This window comes from uncultured Roseovarius sp. (assembly GCF_947259555.1).
Taxonomy (GTDB): domain Bacteria; phylum Pseudomonadota; class Alphaproteobacteria; order Rhodobacterales; family Rhodobacteraceae; genus Roseovarius.
The window spans coordinates 21,554-40,356 of the sequence record NZ_CAMYMD010000081.1; the positions used below are offsets into that span (position 1 = coordinate 21,554).

The 18,803-nt window shown below is 65.2% G+C and carries 8 protein-coding genes; 7 read left to right on the forward strand and 1 reads right to left on the reverse strand.

The window, feature by feature from the left end; genetic code table 11:
* The first annotated feature begins 312 nt into the window (after positions 1-312).
* Entirely contained in the window at positions 313-2,823 is a 2,511-nt protein-coding gene (locus Q0X85_RS13180; RefSeq protein WP_297772545.1) for a heavy metal translocating P-type ATPase, read from the forward strand.
* A gap of 10 nt (positions 2,824-2,833) precedes the next feature.
* Positions 2,834-3,241 carry a Cu(I)-responsive transcriptional regulator gene (gene cueR / locus Q0X85_RS13185; protein ID WP_297772547.1) on the forward strand — a complete coding sequence of 136 codons (408 nt, stop codon included), beginning with the start codon at positions 2,834-2,836 and terminating at the stop codon, positions 3,239-3,241.
* Positions 3,242-3,262: 21 nt separating this feature from the next.
* Here cueR and epsE read toward each other — a convergent pair whose 3' ends face one another.
* Entirely contained in the window at positions 3,263-4,486 is a 1,224-nt protein-coding gene (epsE, locus tag Q0X85_RS13190; protein WP_297772548.1) for an exopolysaccharide biosynthesis GT4 family glycosyltransferase EpsE, read from the reverse strand.
* 92 nt (positions 4,487-4,578) lie between these two features.
* Here epsE and Q0X85_RS13195 point away from each other — a divergent pair, with 92 nt between their 5' ends.
* From Q0X85_RS13195 to Q0X85_RS13215, 5 genes are all read left to right on the forward strand, one after another.
* Complete coding sequence (locus Q0X85_RS13195) at positions 4,579-5,421, forward strand: glycosyltransferase (RefSeq protein ID WP_297772550.1); 843 nt, start codon at positions 4,579-4,581, stop codon at positions 5,419-5,421.
* A 76-nt stretch (positions 5,422-5,497) separates the two neighbouring features.
* Positions 5,498-6,865 carry an oligosaccharide flippase family protein gene (locus Q0X85_RS13200; RefSeq protein ID WP_297772551.1) on the forward strand — a complete coding sequence of 456 codons (1,368 nt, stop codon included), beginning with the start codon at positions 5,498-5,500 and terminating at the stop codon, positions 6,863-6,865.
* A 105-nt stretch (positions 6,866-6,970) separates the two neighbouring features.
* Positions 6,971-13,381 carry a type I polyketide synthase gene (locus tag Q0X85_RS13205; protein WP_297772554.1) on the forward strand — a complete coding sequence of 2,137 codons (6,411 nt, stop codon included), beginning with the start codon at positions 6,971-6,973 and terminating at the stop codon, positions 13,379-13,381.
* Positions 13,378-14,346: a glycosyltransferase family 2 protein gene (locus tag Q0X85_RS13210; protein ID WP_297772555.1), complete on the forward strand. Its 969-nt coding sequence runs from the start codon at positions 13,378-13,380 to the stop codon at positions 14,344-14,346. The genes Q0X85_RS13205 and Q0X85_RS13210 overlap by 4 nt, the downstream gene beginning before the upstream one ends.
* A partial coding sequence (locus Q0X85_RS13215) for a MupA/Atu3671 family FMN-dependent luciferase-like monooxygenase (protein WP_297772558.1) occupies positions 14,343-18,803 on the forward strand: 4,461 nt, incomplete at its 3' end. The genes Q0X85_RS13210 and Q0X85_RS13215, both read left to right, overlap by 4 nt.

Genomic DNA, 18,803 nt, shown 5'->3' on the forward strand with positions numbered 1-18,803 from the left:
TCGCCGTTTGGTGCCTGCATGTCGGCCGTTCTCAGGGCGGGGCGCAATTCCCCACCGGCGGTGAAAGCCCGCGAGCGCGTTTCTGGCCGTCATTTCGAGACGGGTCGGCAAATCCGGTCGCGCTCAAAAAAGCGCATTTCCCGGGCTGATGAAAAAACAACGCTGACCGAGCAATGCATAACGGCGCATAAAGGCAGTTTTCAGCCGTCTCACTGGTCGGGTCCAGATTTATCTCAGACGCCCCTTGATCTTCCAGTTGCTGGAAGCCCTATCTAGTGACTGAAACCAGAACACCGGAGGCTTGTGTAGATCGTGGCAGAGCACCTTACAGTATCCATCGACGGCATGTCCTGCGCGTCTTGTGTGGGGCGGGTCGATCGGGCGCTCACGGACATCGACGGCATCGAAAATGTATCGGTCAATCTCGCGAATGAGACCGCGCGGTTCGACCTCAAAGAGCCGGCCCGTCTGAAGGACGTTCTGTCGGTGCTTGAAGAAATCGGCTACCCGCCGCGCATGCAGAGCGTGAAACTGGACGTTGATTCAATGTCTTGTGCATCATGTGTTGGCCGTGTCGACAAGGCGCTCGCGGCCGTGCCGGGCGTTATGGAGGTGAATGTCAATCTGGCCTCGGAAAGCGCCACAGTGAGATTTGCGCAAGGCACGGTCAAGCCCGGCGACCTCGTGGAGGCGGCCCGCGCGGCGGGCTATCCAGCCGTGCAGGCCGACACCGAGCCAAGCACCGGAGCATCCGAGCGAAAAGACGAGGAAGCACGCGAGACCGCCCGAATGACCCTCATCGCGGCGGCCCTCGCCCTGCCTGTCTTCCTGATCGAGATGGGCGGCCACATGATCCCCGGTCTGCATGCGTTCATCACCGAGACGATTGGCCAACAGGCAAGCTGGCTCTTTCAGTTCGTGCTGACAACACTGGTTCTGGCCGGGCCCGGCCGCGTGTTCTACACCAAGGGGCTTCCGGCACTCTGGCGCGGGGCCCCCGACATGAACAGCCTTGTCGCGGTGGGCACCGGCGCGGCCTATCTCTATTCCGTTGTCGCGACCTTCCTGCCCGGACTGCTACCGAGCGCCGTGCGTTCGGTCTATTTCGAGGCGGCGGCGGTGATTGTCGTGCTGATCCTTGTGGGCCGCTACATGGAAGCCCGCGCCAAGGGCCGCACCGGCGCGGCGATCGAGCGGCTGCTGGGCCTGCAAGTGCGCACAGCGCGGGTCCTTCGCGATGGCGAGCCGCATGACGTCGAGATCAGCGAGATCAGCACTGGCGACATTCTCATCGTGCGCCCCGGCGAACGCATCGCCGTTGACGGTGAAGTGACGGAGGGTCGCGCGCATGTGGACGAAAGCATGATCACCGGAGAGCCGGCCCCGGTGGACAAGGCACCGGGCGACGAGGTGACAGGCGGCACCGTCAACGGGGCTGGCAGCCTGCACTTTCGCGCCACGCGCGTCGGCGATGACACCACGTTGGCGCAAATCATCCGGATGGTCGAGGACGCACAGGGCGCAAAATTGCCGATCCAGGGGCTGGTGGATCGCATTACACTCCGATTTGTGCCCGCAGTGATGGCAGTGGCCGCCCTCACAGTCGCGATCTGGCTGGTGATCGGCCCCGACCCTGCCCTGACGCTGGCGCTGGTCGCAGGCGTCTCGGTACTCATCATCGCCTGCCCCTGCGCCATGGGGCTGGCCACGCCGACCTCGATCATGGTCGGCACCGGGCGCGCGGCGGACATGGGTGTCCTCTTCCGCAAGGGCGACGCGCTGCAACAATTGGCCTCGGTGGATCTCGTGGCCTTCGACAAGACCGGAACATTGACAGAGGGCCGCCCGGAAATGACTGACATGGTCCTTGCAGACGGGTTCGAACGACAGAACGTGCTGTCGCTGGTCGCAGCGGTCGAGGCGCAGTCCGAACATCCCATTGCACAGGCGATCACCCGCACCGCCAAGGCCGAAGGCGCAGACAGGCTCGAAGTGGAAAATTTCGAGTCGATCACCGGCTACGGCGTGCGGGCAAGCGTGGCCGGCCATGACGTGCTGATCGGGGCCGACCGGCTCATGCACCGTGAGGGACTGGAGACCGGTACCCTGGCCGAGACCGAGGCCACCCTCGCGGCGCGCGGGCGCACGGCTCTCTATGCGGCCATCGATGGCAAGGTTGCAGGCGTGATCGCCGTGGCCGACCCGGTCAAACCTTCGAGCGCGGATGCGATCCGGGCCCTGCACAAGGCGGGCTTGCGGGTTGCGATGATCACCGGCGACAAACGCGAGACCGGCGAGGCCATCGCGCGCGAGACCGGCATCGACCATGTCATCGCCGGCGTCCTGCCCGATGGCAAGGTCAGCGCCCTCGATGAGTTGCGTCAGGACGGGGCACGCGTGGCCTTTGTCGGCGACGGCATCAACGACGCCCCGGCGCTTGCCCATGCCGATGTCGGCGTCGCCATCGGCACCGGCACCGATGTTGCGATTGAATCCGCCGATGTGGTGCTGATGTCCGGCGATCTGCGCGGCGTGGTCAACGCCTTGGAGGTCTCGCGCCACACGATGCGCAACATCCGTCAGAATCTCTTTTGGGCCTTTGGCTACAACATCGCGCTCATCCCGGTCGCCGCTGGTGTGCTTTATCCCGCCTTCGACGTGCTGCTGTCGCCGGTTCTGGCCGCCGGAGCGATGGCATTCAGTTCGGTGTTCGTGCTCTCGAACGCGCTGCGGCTTCGCCGCCTGCGTCCCGAGATGGACGAAGCCGAGGCCACGCGCCCGCGTACCCCGGAGAAAACCGCTCCCCCCGTATCGGCACACTAAGAGGTCCTCGATGAACATCGGACAAGTCGCCCGGCTTTCTGGATTGCCCGCCAAGACGATCCGCTATTACGAGGACATTGGCCTGATCCGGCCGCAACGGAGCGAGAACGGCTATCGCAGCTTTCGCGAGACGGATTTGCACAAGCTTGGCTTTCTGGGGCGGGCTCGATCGCTTGGATTTTCGATCGAGGATTGCCGCAGCCTGCTGGAACTTTACGGCGACGAAGACCGTGCCAGCGCGGATGTCAAAAGCATAGCACAGGGCCACTTGCACAAAATTGACGCCAAGATCGCGGAACTGACTGCAATGCGCGCGACGCTCGCACATCTGATCCATTGCTGCGCCGGCGACCACCGCCCCGACTGCCCGATCCTTGCAGACCTCGCGGTCTCACATGATACGGGGTCAGGTGAGTAGCCGATCCCCCGATCCACCTCCCTAATCCGACCGTCCCGCCGCGCGACGCGTACCGGATAGAAGTGCCTCGGCCCCTAACGTCGAGCGGAAATCGCGCACGATGCTGGCCCGACCGGCCTCTGACAGACGCGCGCAGAGCGCGCTATCCGCCGCCAGCTCGGCGATCGCATCGGCGAGGTCCTCGGGTGATTTCGGGGGCACCAGCATGCCGGTCTCACCATGCGAAATGAGCTCGCGAACCCCGCCCGCGTCGGTGCCGATGGTTGGCACGCCGCAGGCCATCGCCTCCATATACGCGACGCCCAACGGCTCATGCCAACTTGCGAGGACAAAAACATCCGCCGCAAGCAGATGACGGCGCACCTCTGCCGCGCTGATCGCACCCAACAGGCGGGCATGCGCTGAAAGGCCAAGCGCGTCCAGATGAGCCTGTAACTCCGCGCGATAGCCCGAGCCCCCCGCATCATCCTCACCCGCGATGTCAAGCTGCACATCCACGCCCCGATCCAGCAAGAGCCGCAACGCCGACAGCAGATCCTGATGACCCTTGACCACATTCAGCCGCCCGCACGCGAAAAGACGCAACGGCGCGCCGGCGACTGGTGGCTCATAAGGTGCGTCACGCTTGAAATCATCGGTATCCACGCCCATCGGCTGGATTGTGACATCGGCGGGCAGATCTGCGCCGAGGGCAGACCGGGCCTCGCGCAGCAAGGTTCGGGTGATGATCGTGGCAAAACTGGCATGACGCCACTTGAACCCCTGCCCGGGGCCGTAATCCGCAAGCGGACCATGCAGCGTGAGGCTGTATGTTGGCCCCCCCATCAGCCGCGCAAGCGCGCAGATCAGCGCCGCGCGGCCACAGGAATGGGCATGCACATGATCAATACCGCGCGCACGGCATTCCCGAATGAGCGCCCGGGCCGCTGGCAGGCAGATCGCCACATCCCTGAGAAAACCGCGCCCGCCCTTCTCGCGCAGGATCGCACGCCATGGCGCGCGCGCAATGCCGGTGATGACATCAACAAGGCTCGGACGCCCCAGATAGGTGGTGCGCGCCATCGCCTCTTTTGACCAGTCATGCGAAATCAGACCCGCCGCAGGAGGCCGCGTGCTGAAGATATGGGCCACAGCCCCCGACCGTTCGAGATCCGCCAACTCACGCCAGAAGAAAATATGTGTCTGGCCCGGAAACTGTGGCACCAGATAGCCAAGATGCATAGGATCGGGTGCTTTTTCGTCCATTTCCGGTTCCGCTTACCGCCAGTTTGCCAGATAAGATGTAGCATGGCATTCAGGCGCGTGACAGGCGGACGGGCAAAGGAATTGGAAACCCTGTGTTGACCGAGCAGCAAAAGCCGGGGCTGAGCGTGATCGTGCCCGCCCATGACGAGGCCGGGATGATCGGCCCATGCCTTGAGGCGCTGTTTGCCTCGGACCCGGTACCGGGGGGGGCCGAGGTCATCGTTGTTGCCAATGGCTGCACTGACGGGACTGTCGCAGAAGCCGAGCACCATCGCGCCGCCGCCGGTGATTGGGCCATGACGATTGTCGATCTTCAGGAGGGCGGCAAGCCTGGTGCGCTCAACGCCGGTGAGGACATCGCAAAGGGCCACGTGCTGGCCTATCTTGATGCCGATGTCCGGGTGTCACCTCCGCTAGCGGCGCAGATCGTCCGCGCGCTCGATTGCGACACCCCGGCATATGCCAGCGGGCAAGTTGTGATCCCCGAACCGGGCACCGCGTTCAGCCGTATCTACGCCCGTTTCTATCGGCAAGTGCCGTTTTTTCACCACGGCGTGCCCGGCTGCGGCCTCTTTGCGATGAACCGCGCCGGACGGGCCCGTTGGGCACAATGGCCCGCGATCATCTCTGACGATACCTTTGCGCGGCTCAATTTCTCACCAACCGAGCGCATCGGCCTGTCTGCATCCTACTCCTGGCCTATCGTCGAGGGGCTTGGCGCGCTCATCCGCGTGCGCCGCCGGCAGGATGCCGGTGTCGCCGAGATCGCGAGGCGCTATGCGGCCCTGCCCGGCAACGACGATGCCCGGCCAAATGGGCCAAACTGGGTGTTGCGCGCGGCGGCCCGCGCGCCGCTCGGCTTTGTCGCCTATGTGACAGTGGCCCTGGCAGTGCGCCTGAGAGGTGGCGGCGACCACTGGGCACGCGGGCGATGACTGTTGGATTTTCACTGCAACCGCCCTGCAATTGCCGTAAATCTCGCGCAAGGCAGGACAACGGAGAGCAAGACGCATGCAGCGCGTGACGGCGATATTCACAGGCGAGGGTCTTCTGGCTCGGGCGCTACGCTCGTCGGCCCTGACCGTCGCGGGGTTCGGTGGATCGCAGGTGCTGCGGTTGGCCTCGAACCTGATCCTCGCCCGCCTGCTTTTCCCAGAAGCCTTTGGCGTGATGGCAATTGTATCGGTCATCATCCAGGGCTTGATGCAATTCTCGGACGTTGGCGTCAGCCCCGCCATCATGCAGAGCAAGCGGGGCGACGACCCTGCATTTCTCGACACGGCATGGACGATTCAGGCCGCACGCGGCATCGGGCTCTGGCTGGTGGCCTGCGCGCTCGCATGGCCGGTTGCATGGATCTATGACGAATCGCTCTTGATGCAGCTTTTGCCGGTCGCCGGTCTGTCGCTCCTGCTCACCGGGTTCAACCCGACTGCGCTCGATACCGCCAAACGGCATTTGCGATGGGGACGGGTCACCGCCATCGAATTCGCGGTTCAGATCGCCGGTATCGTGGCGGCGGTGGCGCTTGCATGGTGGTGGCAGTCGGTCTGGGCCCTCGTTGTGTCCGGCGTCCTGAGCGCGGGCCTCGCGCTCGTGCTGTTCTGGACCTGCCTGTCGGATGCGACCAACCGCATCAGGTGGGAGCCACCGGCGGCAAAAGAGTTGATCAGCTTTGGCAAGTGGATCTTTCTCAGCACGATCTGCGGCTTTCTGTTCAATCAGGCAGACAAGCTTATCCTCGGAAAGTACCTGAGCTTCGATGTCTTCGGCGTCTACAACATCGGCTTCTTTCTCGCCTCGTTTCCGATGTTGCTGGGCCATATGTTGACCTGGCGCCTGCTGATCCCGATTTACCGCGAATTGCCACCCGGCGATGGCCCGCAAAACTTCGCCAAGCTGCGCCGCATGCGGTTTGCCGTGACCGGCGGCCTCATGGCATTGGCGTTCGGGTTCGCGGTGCTCGGGGTCTGGCTGGTCGATCTCATGTATGACGACCGCTACGCAGTGGCGGGCGCCGTGGTGGTTCTGATGGCGCTGATGCAGATTCCGCAAATCATCGTCATGACCTACGATCAGGCGTCTCTTGCGGCGGGCGATTCCCGGCGGTTCTTTATCCTGACGCTGGCCAAGGCGGCGGTCATGATCCTTGCACTCGTTGCCGGGTTGGAATGGGGCGGCCTCATGGGCGCCCTTCTGGGATATGGCGCGGCCATGGGCATCGCCTATCCCGTGGTCGTTTGGCTGGCGCGGCGCATGCGGGCCTGGGACCCGCTGCATGACGCGTTGATGGCAGGTCTGGGTATCACCGTGGGCGTTGTCGCTGTCTGGTTGAACATTGGCGCAATCTCCGATCTTGCAACGCTCTCGGGCTGGTGAGCCCGGATACTACTGTATTGCCAATCGAGTGCCGCAAAACCGTCGTATTGTAGAGAGATACCTGAGACTATACAATTTCAGCAGCGGTTATTGATGGCCAACGACATGAACACATCGGCGTCCGACGGTAGTGAGATTGCCATTGTCGGCATGGCCGCGCACCTGCCCGGTGCGCGGAACGTGTCAGAGTATTGGCAAAACCTGCGCACAGGCCGCAGCGCCATCCGCCGAATGACCGAAGAGGCGCTTCTCGCGGCGGGCGAGACACCGCAACTGATCCGCCGCCCCGATTACGTGCCCTATGCCGCCCCGCTCGACGGGTTCGAGATGTTCGATGCCGAGTTCTTCGGCTTTGGCCCCAAGGAGGCCGCGATCCTCGACCCGCAGCATCGCCGCTTTCTCGAGGTCGCGTGGCAGGCGCTGGAAGATGCGGGCCACATGCCCGAGACCTTCCCCGGCCCGATCGGCGTCTTCGCAGGTTGCGGCATGGGCAGCTATTTCTACTTCAATCTCTGCTCCAACCGCGATCTGGTCGACGATGTCGGCATGTTCCTGTTGCGCCATACCGGCAATGACAAGGATTTCCTGACCACCCGGCTCAGCCATATCCTCGATCTCAAGGGGCCATCCCTCGGCCTGCAAACCGCCTGTTCCACTTCGCTTGTCGCCGTGCACTATGCCGCGCAATCATTACTCAATGGTGAATGCGACATGGCGCTCGCGGGCGGCGTGACCATCGAGCTGCCGCAGAACCGCGGCTACATCCACAAGGAGGGCGAGATCCTGTCGCCCGACGGCGAATGCCACGCCTTTGACCATCGCGCCCAAGGCACGGTCTTTGGCTCCGGCGCGGGCATGGTAGTGCTGCGCAGGCTCGAGGATGCGCTGGCGGATGGCGATCATATCTGGGGCGTGATCAAGGGCTCTGCGGTCAACAATGATGGCGCGGCCAAGGCGGGCTATCTCGCGCCCTCGGTCGATGGACAGGCGGCGGCGGTGGCCGAGGCGCAGGCGGTGGCGGGCATCACGGCGGATAGCGTGGATTATATCGAATGCCACGGCACCGGCACCTATCTCGGTGACCCGATCGAGGTGGCGGCCCTCAGCCAAGCGTTCCGCGAGACGACCCAAGCGAGCGATTTCTGCCGCATCGGCAGCGTCAAGACCAATATCGGCCATCTCGACACGGCGGCGGGCGTGGCCAGCCTGATCAAGGCCACGCTGGCGCTCTATCATGGCGAGATGCCGCCCTCTCTGGGCTATGAGGCCCCCAATCCCGCCATCGGTTTTGAAGGCAGCCCGTTCTCGGTGAATGACCGCCTTACCCCCTGGCCCAAGCGCGACCACCCGCGCCGCGCCGGGGTGAACTCATTGGGCGTCGGTGGCACCAACGCGCATGTGGTTCTGGAAGAGCCGCCCGCCCGTGCTGCCCCCGAGGAGAGCGACTGGCCGTTCCAGCCGCTCGTGATCTCCGCCCGCTCGAAATCCGCCCTCGACGACGCCACCACCCGCCTCGCCGCGCATCTGCGCGACCACCCCGATGAGCCGCTGGCCGATGTGGCCTATACCCTCAAGGAGGGCCGCCGCGCCTTCGAGCGGCGTCGCGTCACCGTCGCGCGCAGCCATGCCGAGGCGGCAGAGCGGCTGGACAAGGGCGACACCCGCCGCGTCTTCACCCATCAGGCGCTCGACAACCCGGATGTGGTCTTCATGTTTCCAGGCGGGGGCGCGCAATACGCTGGCATGGCCCGCGATCTCTACGAGACCGAGCCGGTTTTTGCCGAGTGGATGGATCGCGGCCTCGATATCCTCGCGCCGAAACTCGATTACGACATCCGCGCGCTCTGGCTGCCTGACCCCGGTCAGTTGGCAGCGGCTGATGAGCGGCTCAAGACGCCCTCGATGCAACTGCCGTTGATCATGATCACCGAATACGCGCTGGCCCAACTCTGGCAAAGCTGGGGCGTCACCCCCGCCGCCCTGATCGGCCATTCCATGGGCGAGAACACCGCCGCCTGCCTCGCCGGGGTGATGAGCCTTGAGGATTGCATCGGCCTCGTCCACCTGCGCGGGCAGCTTTTCGATACCGTGCCCAAGGGCGGCATGCTCAGCGTGCCGCTGTCGGCTCAGGCCGTGCAGCCCTATCTCGGCGCGCATCTCGACATCGCAGCCCTCAACGCCCCCGACCTTACCGCCATCTCGGGGCCGCAAGCCGCGCTCGATGATCTCGACACGCGCCTGCGCGCCGACGGGATCGAGCCACAGCGCATCGCCATCGACATCGCCGCACATTCGCGCATGCTCGACCCCATTCTGGAACGGTTCGACGCCTACCTGTGCTCGATCCAGCTCAGCCCGCCGCAAATTCCGATCATGTCCAACCGCTCAGGTGACTACCTGACGGCGCAAGAGGCCACCGACCCCGCCTATTGGACAGCCCACCTGCGACACACCGTGCATTTCGCCGATGGCCTCACCCGGCTAGCAGAGACCAAAGACCGCGTCTTTTTGGAGGTCGGCCCCGGCAAGGCGCTCTCGTCTCTCGCACAGGCGCACGGTGCCATCACACCCAATCAGGTCATCGGCACCCTGCGTCACCCCGAGGACAGCATCGCCGACGACGAATATTTCATGGCCATGCTGGCCCGCGTCTGGGCCGTGGGCGCCGAGATCGACTGGCCGCAGATCTGGGGCGAAGCACACCGCGCCCGCGTTCCCCTGCCCTCCTACGCATTTCAACACCGGCCCTATTTCATCGCGCCGGGCAAGGCCCGGGATGTCGTCGACACTGAGTGGCCCACCCGGCTTGGCGACCTGACCGATTGGGGCTATCGCCCGCACTGGCAGCCCCATCTTGCCGAGATCGAGATCGCATCGGACGCCGATCTTGCCGCGGCACCAAAAGAGACATGGTTGATCTTTGAGGACGACGCCGGGCTTGCCGAGGATCTTGGCAAGCGCCTCGAAACAGCCGGGCATACGGTGACGTATGTTGTGGCCGGTGACGCCTTCGTCAAGCTGAGCGCCGGGCGCTATTCGCTCTCGGCAGAGCGTGGGCGCGAAGGGTATGACGCCCTGATCCGGGCCTTGGTCAGCGAGGACCGCATACCAACGCGGGTCGCGCATTTCTGGCTGGTCACGCACAGCGAACGCCACCGCCCGGGATCGAGCTTCTTTCACCGGGTTCAGGAACAAGGCTTCTACAGCCTGCTGTTCTTGGCGCAGGCGATGGCTGACGAGGGGCTTTCTGGCCCCCTCCACCTGACGGCAGTGACAAATGGCGCCGCGCAAATCCGCGACGAAGCGTTGCGCTATCCGGAAAAATCGACCGTCATGGGGCCGGTACGGGTCATTCCGCGCGAATTGCCGGGCATGACGGCGGCGAGCCTTGATGTGAATCTACCCGACACCGGCGGACCGTACACCGCGCTGGTGGACCAGCTGCTTGAGGATCTGTTGCAAGACCCGCGCTCCCACGTGGCGGCCTTGCGCGGTCAACGCCGTTACGAGATGAATTGGCGCGCCGAGGCGCTGGAGCCGGGAGACAGCCCGATCGGCAGGGGTGATACGGTCCTGATCACCGGCGGTTTCGGCGGCATCGGACTGACCTTGGCCGAAGATCTGACAAGGCGGTACGACGCGAACATCGTGTTGATGGCCCGCCGGTCCCTGCCACCGCGCGAGGATTGGCCGCGCGTCATGGCCACGCGCGGCGCGGGCGATCCACTGGCCCGGCGCATCGCGGCCGTCGAGCGGCTGGAAGGGCTGGGCGGCAAGGTGATGGTCGTCGCCGGGGATGTCAGCAATATCGAGGATATGCAGGGCATACGTGACCAGATCACAGCGCGGTTTGGCGTGATCAACGGTGTCATCCATGCCGCCGGCGTGATTGCCGACGGGCCACTCCTGTCCAAGGGCCCCGATACGATCGAGGACGTGTTCACTCCCAAGATCCATGGCACACAGGTGCTCGAAGAGGTCTTTCCCGATGGCACGCTCGACTGGCTGGTGCTGTTCTCCTCCAGTTCCACCGCCACCGCCCCCGCCGGACAAGTCGATTATGTGGCGGCCAATGAGTATCTCAATGCCTATGCCCGGTCCCGCGCCAACGGCAAGACACGGGTCACGGCGCTCAATTGGGGCATCTGGGCCGAGGTCGGCATGGCCGCAGAGGCCGTGGCACAGCAAAGCGGCGCGGCAGTGGCCAGCCCGCGCCAGCCAGTGAACGCCCCGCTGATTTCAGAGACAAGTCACGACGCTGACGGCAACCGTGTATTTCATGCGCACTATACCTCGAAGGATTGGGTCTTTGATCAGCATCGGACCAAATCCGGTCAGGCGCTCATGCCCGGCACCGGCTATCTTGAACTTCTCGCCGAGGCGCTTCGCATTCAGGGCGAAGAGGCAGCCTTCGAGATCCGAGACCTGTGGTTTTTGCGCGCGTTGGACATGCCCGACATCGGCACGCGCGACCTTAGGCTCACGCTGTCGCGCAGCGATCAGGGCTATCAGGCGCGGATCGAAGCGGATCACACTCAGGCCGGTCGGCGAGGCTGGCTTACGCTCGCCGAGGCCGCGATTGATCTCTTGCCAGTCGCGCAAGCCAAGCCTTTGGACATAGATAGCATACGCCTGCGTATGCCTGAATGGCAGGATGCCGGCGACACGGCCCTCACTGCTCCGCAGGAGGCTCACCTGGATTTCGGTCCGCGCTGGCGCGTGCTTCGCTCCATGGGGCTCGGTCAGGGTGAAGGGCTGGCGCGGCTGCGACTGCCCGAGACGGCCCTCGCGGATCTTGAGCACGGGTGTCTGCTGCATCCCGCGCTGATGGATATCGCTACGGGCTGGGCCATGGGTTTGATCGAAGGCTATGACGGATCGGACCTCTGGGTGCCGATGTCCTATGGATCGGTCCGCGTGCATGCCCCGCTCGGGGCAGAGGTCTGGTCTCACGTGCGCAATGCCGGCGACAACCGATCAGACGGAGAAACCGCGCGCTTCGATATCACGCTCTGCGCTCCATCCGGCGAGGTGCTTGTCGAGGTTCACGATTTCGCCATCAGACGGCAAGAGGGCGGGCTCACCCTCGTGGCACCGCGCCCCGGCGATATCAGGTTCGAGGGCAGCACGGGAAATGCCCCGGCAAGCCCCGCCGAGGAACGCCTGCGCCACAACCTGCGCGAAGGAATAACTCCGGCGGACGGGGCCGAGGCGTTTCATCGCGCCATGGCACTGGGACTGCCACAGGTGGTGGTATCCTCTCTCGATCTGCCCGGCCTTATCCGCCAGACAGAGGCAAGCGCGCAGCCGTCCGAGGCGTCTGGCCAACGGTTTGAACGGCCTGACCTTGATGGCGACTTCATTGCGCCCGAAGGTGAAGTCGAAACACGGCTCGCAAGCTTCTGGTCAGAACTTCTGGGGCTCGATCAGGTCGGGGTGGAGGACAGCTTTTTCGACCTTGGCGGTCACTCTTTGATCGCCGTGCGTCTCTTCGGGATGATCCGCAAGGCCTACCGGGTCGATCTACCGATATCGGTGCTTTTCGAGGCCCCCACGATCCGCGCCTGTGCCGCGCTCATAACAGCGCAGATCGGACCGCAAGATGAGGCAGAGGCCACGACCATCGCGGCAGAGCCTGCCCGCAGGTTTACCCATCTGGTGCCCATGCATCGCGGCGAGGGCGGGCCGAAAACGCCGTTCTTCCTCGTTGCGGGCATGTTCGGCAACGTTTTGAACTTGCGGCACCTTGCGCATCTTCTCGGTGATGACCGGCCGTTCTTCGGGCTTCAGGCGCGGGGCCTCTATGGCGGTGCCGAACCGCATGACGATCTCGTCGAGGCCGCACAGGACTACATCGCGGAGCTGCGGCAGATCCAGCCACATGGGCCATATTTTCTAGGCGGCTTTTCCGGGGGCGGCATCACGGCCTACGAGATGGCACTGCAACTCCGGGCCGCGGGTGAAGAGGTGGCAATCGTCATCATGCTCGACACCCCCTTGCCCAAGAGACGGCCGCTCTCGCGGCGCGACCGGATGCTGATCCAGTGGCAGGAGCTTAAGGCGGAAGGGCCACTTTATCCGTTCAAATGGGCCGCACGCCGCGTGGCATGGGAATTTACCAAGCGGCGCCCGCAACAGCAGGATACGGCGGCGGAGCACGAGTTTCACGACAGCGAGATCGAGGCCGCGTTCTACCGGGCGATTGCCCGCTACGATGTCCGCCCATGGGACGGACGGGTCCACCTGTTCCGGCCCCCGCAATCGGGCAAGTGGCAGGTCTCGAACGGCCTCTGGGTCAGCAGCGAGCGCGCCTATGTCCTGCCTGATAACGATTGGTCGGGTTACGTGCCGAACCTTTCGGTGACAGAGGTGCCGGGCACCCACGATTCAATGGTGCTCGAGCCCAATGTCCGCGTTCTCGCCGGGCGCATGCGCCGCGCGATCGACGCCGCAGAGCAGGATCAAAGCACCGAACGCGACACAGGTCAGACCGTGCACAAGGAGGCTGCCGAATGACCGGGCCGCGCGTACTTACGATCATTCTCAACTGGCGCACATCCGAGATGTGCCTCAAATCCGCCGCCGCCGCGCATCGCGCGATGCAGGACGTGGCGGGGGAAATCGTAATCGTCGATAACGATTCCGGCGATGGCTCTTTTGAAAAACTGCAAGCTGGCACGGCGGATTGGGACCGGGTGCGTGTCGTCCAGTCCGGCTATAACGGCGGCTTTGGCGCGGGCAACAACGCAGGCATGCGCGCCGGGCTGGCGGACGGCACGCGCCCCGATTTCGTCTATATCCTCAATTCAGACGCCTTTCCCGCCGCAGATGCCATCTCCGGGCTGCTGACACATCTTGAAAAGACACCAAGAGCCGGGCTGGCGGGCAGCCATATCCACGGGCCTGACGGCGCGCCGCATGTCACCTGCTTTCGCTTCCCGTCGATCCTTGGCGAGTTCGAAGGCGCCGCGTGCATCGGCCCCATAAGCCGCCTCTTGCGCCGTCACGCGGTGCCCCTGCCGGTGCCCGAGGCCACGCAGCCGGTTGACTGGCTGGCGGGCGCAAGCCTGATGATCCGGCAGGACGTGCTCGACGCCATCGGCGGCTTCGACGAGACATTCTTTCTCTACTTCGAAGAAACCGACCTCTGCCTGCGGGCCGCCCGAGCCGGCTGGCAGACCCATTACGTCGCGACGAGCCGCGTCGAGCATATCGGCTCGGTCAGCACCGGCATGAAAGGCTGGCAGCGGGTGCCCGATTACTGGTTCGCCTCGCGTCGGTATTATTTCATCAAGGCCCACGGGCGCGGCTATCTCGCGCTTGTGACATTGGCGCACCTGACCGGCGCGGCGCTCGGTACGGTCTGGAAAGTGATCCGCCGCAAGAAGGCTGCACGCCCGCCGTATTTCCTGCGCGATCTGGTACTGGGCGATGTGGGCGCGACGCTGCGGGGCAGCGGTAGAGGAAAGGCAGACGCATGATGCAGGCACTTCTCATCGGCAATGAATCCCTCGCCTTGCAATGTGGCGAGGCGTGGCTGGCACGCGGGCACCGGATCTCTGCGGTCGTGACACGACACGCAGATGTCTCCGCATGGGCGCAGGCCAAAGGGATACGGGTCGAAGCACCCGGCACGGACCTGTCCGACCGGCTCGGGGATCTGACCTGCGACTGGCTCTTGTCCATCGCCAATCTCGACCTGCTGCCACAGGGGGTACTGGCCCGTGCCACATGCGGCGCGGTGAATTTCCATGATGGCCCCCTGCCTCGCCATGCCGGGCTGAACGCGCCGGTATGGGCCATTCTTGAGGGCTGTGCGCAACACGGCATCACCTGGCATCTGATCGAAGGCGGGGTGGACGAGGGCCGCATCGTCGCGCAACGCCTATTCGACATCGCACCGGATGAGACCGCCTTTACCCTCAACGCCAAGTGCTACGCGGCGGCGCTCGACAGCTTTGGCGACGTGGTCGGCGCGCTGGAACAGGGCGTACCGGGGCTCATCCCACAGCAGGGCGGGCAGCGCAGCTATCACGCCCGCGACGACCGGCCCGCAGCGGCGTGGCTGGATTTCACCTGCCCTGCCGCCGATCTGGCGCGCGTGGTGCGCGCGCTTGATCATGGCGGCTATTTCAACCCGCTCTGCAAGGCCCGCCTGCGCCTCGGCGATCAGGTCTTGCTGGCCAGTCAGGCCGCCCCGGTGCCGGGCCACGGCGCACCTGGAACCGTGCTAGCGAATGACGGCACCCGGCTAACCATTGCCACCACCGATGGCGCGCTGCGCCTGAGCGGCATCACCGCGCCCGATGGCGGCACGGTCGATCTTTTCGCCTGCGCGCCGGTGGGCCAAGTTGTCACGCCCGCCTCTGACAGGGACCGGCAGGCGCTTGCTGATCTCGCCAGGCAGGACGGGTCCTGGCGCAGGATGTTGGCGGCGATGCAGCCGATCACCCTGCCCCTGTCCGCCAACGAAAGTGCCACACCGGAGCGCCGCGCGCTCGACCTGGCACCCGAGACATCCCTTGCCGCCATCGCGACATGGGCCGCGCGGCTTGGCGGCGACGAGGGCACGCATCTGGCCTATGCCGGCCCGGCACAGGCCGCGGCACCGGATCTCGCCTGCCCCTGGGTCCCGGTTGAGGCAAACCGACTGGCAAAGGACCTGGAGCAAGCCGACGCGCGCGGCCCCTTCGCGCTCGATCTCTTTGCCCGCGACGCAGCACTCGATGCCGCACACCGCCCGCATGTGGGGCTGCGCCGGGCGGGCAATGGCCTCATTCCCGGCACGGCGCTGACCGTCGATCTGACCGATACCCCGGCGCTCCTTTACGATCCCGCCCGCCTCTCCCCCGCGATGGCCGATCTGCTGGCCAAACGGCTGGAGGCGCTCGGGCGCGGTGAGAGCGCCGCGATGCCCGAGGCCGAGCGCCACCTGACCGTCGAGGCGTGGAACCGCACCGACACCCCCTATGACGCTCGCCCCATTCACCGGCTGATCGAGGCGCAATCGCAAGACACCCCCGAGGCCCGCGCGCTGGTCTTCGAGGCCGAGACCCTGAGCCACGCCGCGCTCCAAACCCGCGCCAATCGCCTCGCCCATGTGCTGCGCCAGATGGGCGTCGGCCCCGGCGTGCTGGTTGGGCTCTGCCTGCCGCGCTCTGCCGATATGGTGGTGGCCGCGCTCGCCATCTGGAAGGCGGGCGGCGCCTATGTGCCAATGGACCCAAGCTATCCCGCCGACCGCCTCGCGCATTACCTGAGCGACAGCGGCGCGCGGGTGGTAATCACCCGCTCGGACGTCGCCGATACCCTGCCGCAGGGCAGCGCGCAACGGCTGCTCATCGACAATGATACACGCCTTGCCACCGCGCCCGACACGGGCCCCGACGGCGGCGCGGGGCCCGACGATCTGGCCTATGTGATCTACACCTCCGGCTCCACCGGGCAGCCCAAGGGCGTGATGGTGACGCATCGCAACCTCGCCAATTTCTTCGCCGGGATGGAGGACCGTATCCCGACCGCGCCCAATGCCGTCTGGCTCGCCGTCACCAGCCTCAATTTCGATATCTCGGTGCTGGAACTCTTCTACAGCCTGGCGCGCGGTTACACCCTTGTGCTCAGCGGCGACGAAAGCCGCGCGCTCGTCTCCTCGGGGCAGATCGCCACCTCGGATCGCGGCATGGAGTTCAGCCTCTATTATTGGGGCAACGATGACGGCACCGGGCGCGACAAGTACAAGTCCCTGCTCGAAGGCGCGCAATTCGCCGACACGCATGGCTTCTGCGCGGTCTGGACGCCCGAGCGGCATTTCCACGCCTTTGGCGGGCCATATCCCAACCCCTCGGTCACCGGCGCCGCCGTCGCCGCCGTCACGCAGAACCTCGCGGTGCGCGCCGGTAGCTGCGTGGCCCCGCTGCATCACACCGCGCGCATCGCCGAGGAATGGGCAGTGATCGACAATCTCACCAATGGCCGCGCGGGCATGGCCATCGCGTCAGGCTGGCAGCCCGACGATTTCGTCCTGCGCCCGGAAAACGCACCGCCCAACAACAAGCCCGCGATGTTTGACGCGATCCGCGATCTGCGCAAGCTCTGGCGCGGCGAGGCCGTCGGCTTCCCCCGCGCCGATGGCACGCTGCACGAGGTGGTGACACAGCCGCGCCCGGTCTCCACCGACCTGCCGGTGTGGGTGACAACCGCCGGCAACCCCGAAACATGGCGCGAGGCGGGGGCCAACGGCGCCAATGTGCTGACCCATCTTCTGGGTCAATCGGTGCAGGAGGTGGGCGACAAGATCGCGCTCTACCATGCCGCGCTGCGCGAGGCGGGCCATGATCCGGCCGATTTCACCGTGACGCTGATGCTGCACACCTACGTGGCCGACAGCCGCGAAGAGGCCGCCCGCGTCGCGCGTGAACCGATGAAAGACTACCTGCGCTCCGCCGCCGGGCTCATCAAGCAATACGCCTGGGCGTTCCCGGCCTTCAAGAAACCAAAGGGCGTGGACAACGCCTTTCAACTCGATCTCGGCTCGCTGGAGGACGAGGAACTAGAAGGCATCCTCGATTTCGCCTTCGAGCGGTATTTCAACGATTCCGGCCTCTTCGGCACGGTCGAGGATTGCGTCGCCCGGGTGGAAGAGCTCAAGCGCATCGGTGTCGATGAGGTGGCCTGCCTGATCGACTACGGCATCCCGGTGCGACAGGTGCTCGACGGGCTGCGACCGCTGGCGCGCGTGCTGGAGCGGTCGAACAAGGTGGGCGGCATCCCCGACGATGACTTCTCCATCGCCGCGCAGATCCTCCGCCACAAGGTCACGCATCTGCAATGCACCCCCTCGATGGCGCGGATGATCGCGATGAATGACGAGGCGCAGCATGCGCTCGGGCGGATCAAACACCTGATGCTCGGCGGCGAGGCGCTGCCCGGCAGTCTGGTGCAGGAGTTGCGCGGCCTCACCGACGCGCAGATCACCAACATGTACGGGCCGACCGAGACGACAATCTGGTCCACTACCGGCCCCGCCGAGGATACGCCCGGCCCCTGCCCCATCGGCACGCCGATCAGCAATACGCAAGCGTATGTTCTGGACAACGACATGCAGCCCGTACCGGTCGGACAGCCGGGCGAGTTGTGGATCGGCGGCGATGGCGTGACGCGCGGCTATCTGGGCCGCGAGGATCTCACCGCCGACCGCTTCCGCCCCGATCCGTTCCGCCCCGAAAAATCAAAGCAAGGGGGGCGCATCTACGGCACCGGAGACCTCGTGCGCTGGCGCGCCGATGGGCGGCTCGATTTCATTGGCCGGGCCGATACACAGGTCAAGCTGCGCGGCTACCGGATCGAGCTGGGTGAGATCGAGGCGGCGTTGGAGGCCTGCGCCGACGTCGAGCAGGCCGTGGTGCTCCTGCGCGAGGACACACCCAATGATCCGCGCCTCGTGGCATATCTGCGCGGCACGGCAAGCGAATCCACGGTCAAGGCGCATCTGGCGCAGCACCTGCCCGCGCATATGATCCCTGCCCATGTCGTCACGCTCGACGCCTTCCCGCTGACGCCCAACCGCAAGGTGGACCGCAAGGCACTGCCCGCGCCTGCTCAAGTCACCGCGCCGCGCCCGGCCAAGGCCACGGCCCCCCTCACCCCCGCCAACAATATCGAACGCGAGATCGCGGCGATCTGGGCGCGCATCCTCGGCGTGTCGGACATCGGCGCGCAGGACAGCTTCTTCGACCTTGGCGGGCATTCCCTGCTGGCGGTGCAGGCACATCGCGAGATCCGCAGCGAACTGGGCGTCGAACGCCTCGGCATCACCGACATCTTCCGCTGCCCGAAACTGGCCACGCTGGCCGCGCGGGTGGCCGAGTTGCGCGGTGACGCGCCCAAACCGGCCAACGATCCCGGAGCGGCCCCGGCCGCCGCCGCCGAAACCCGCGCC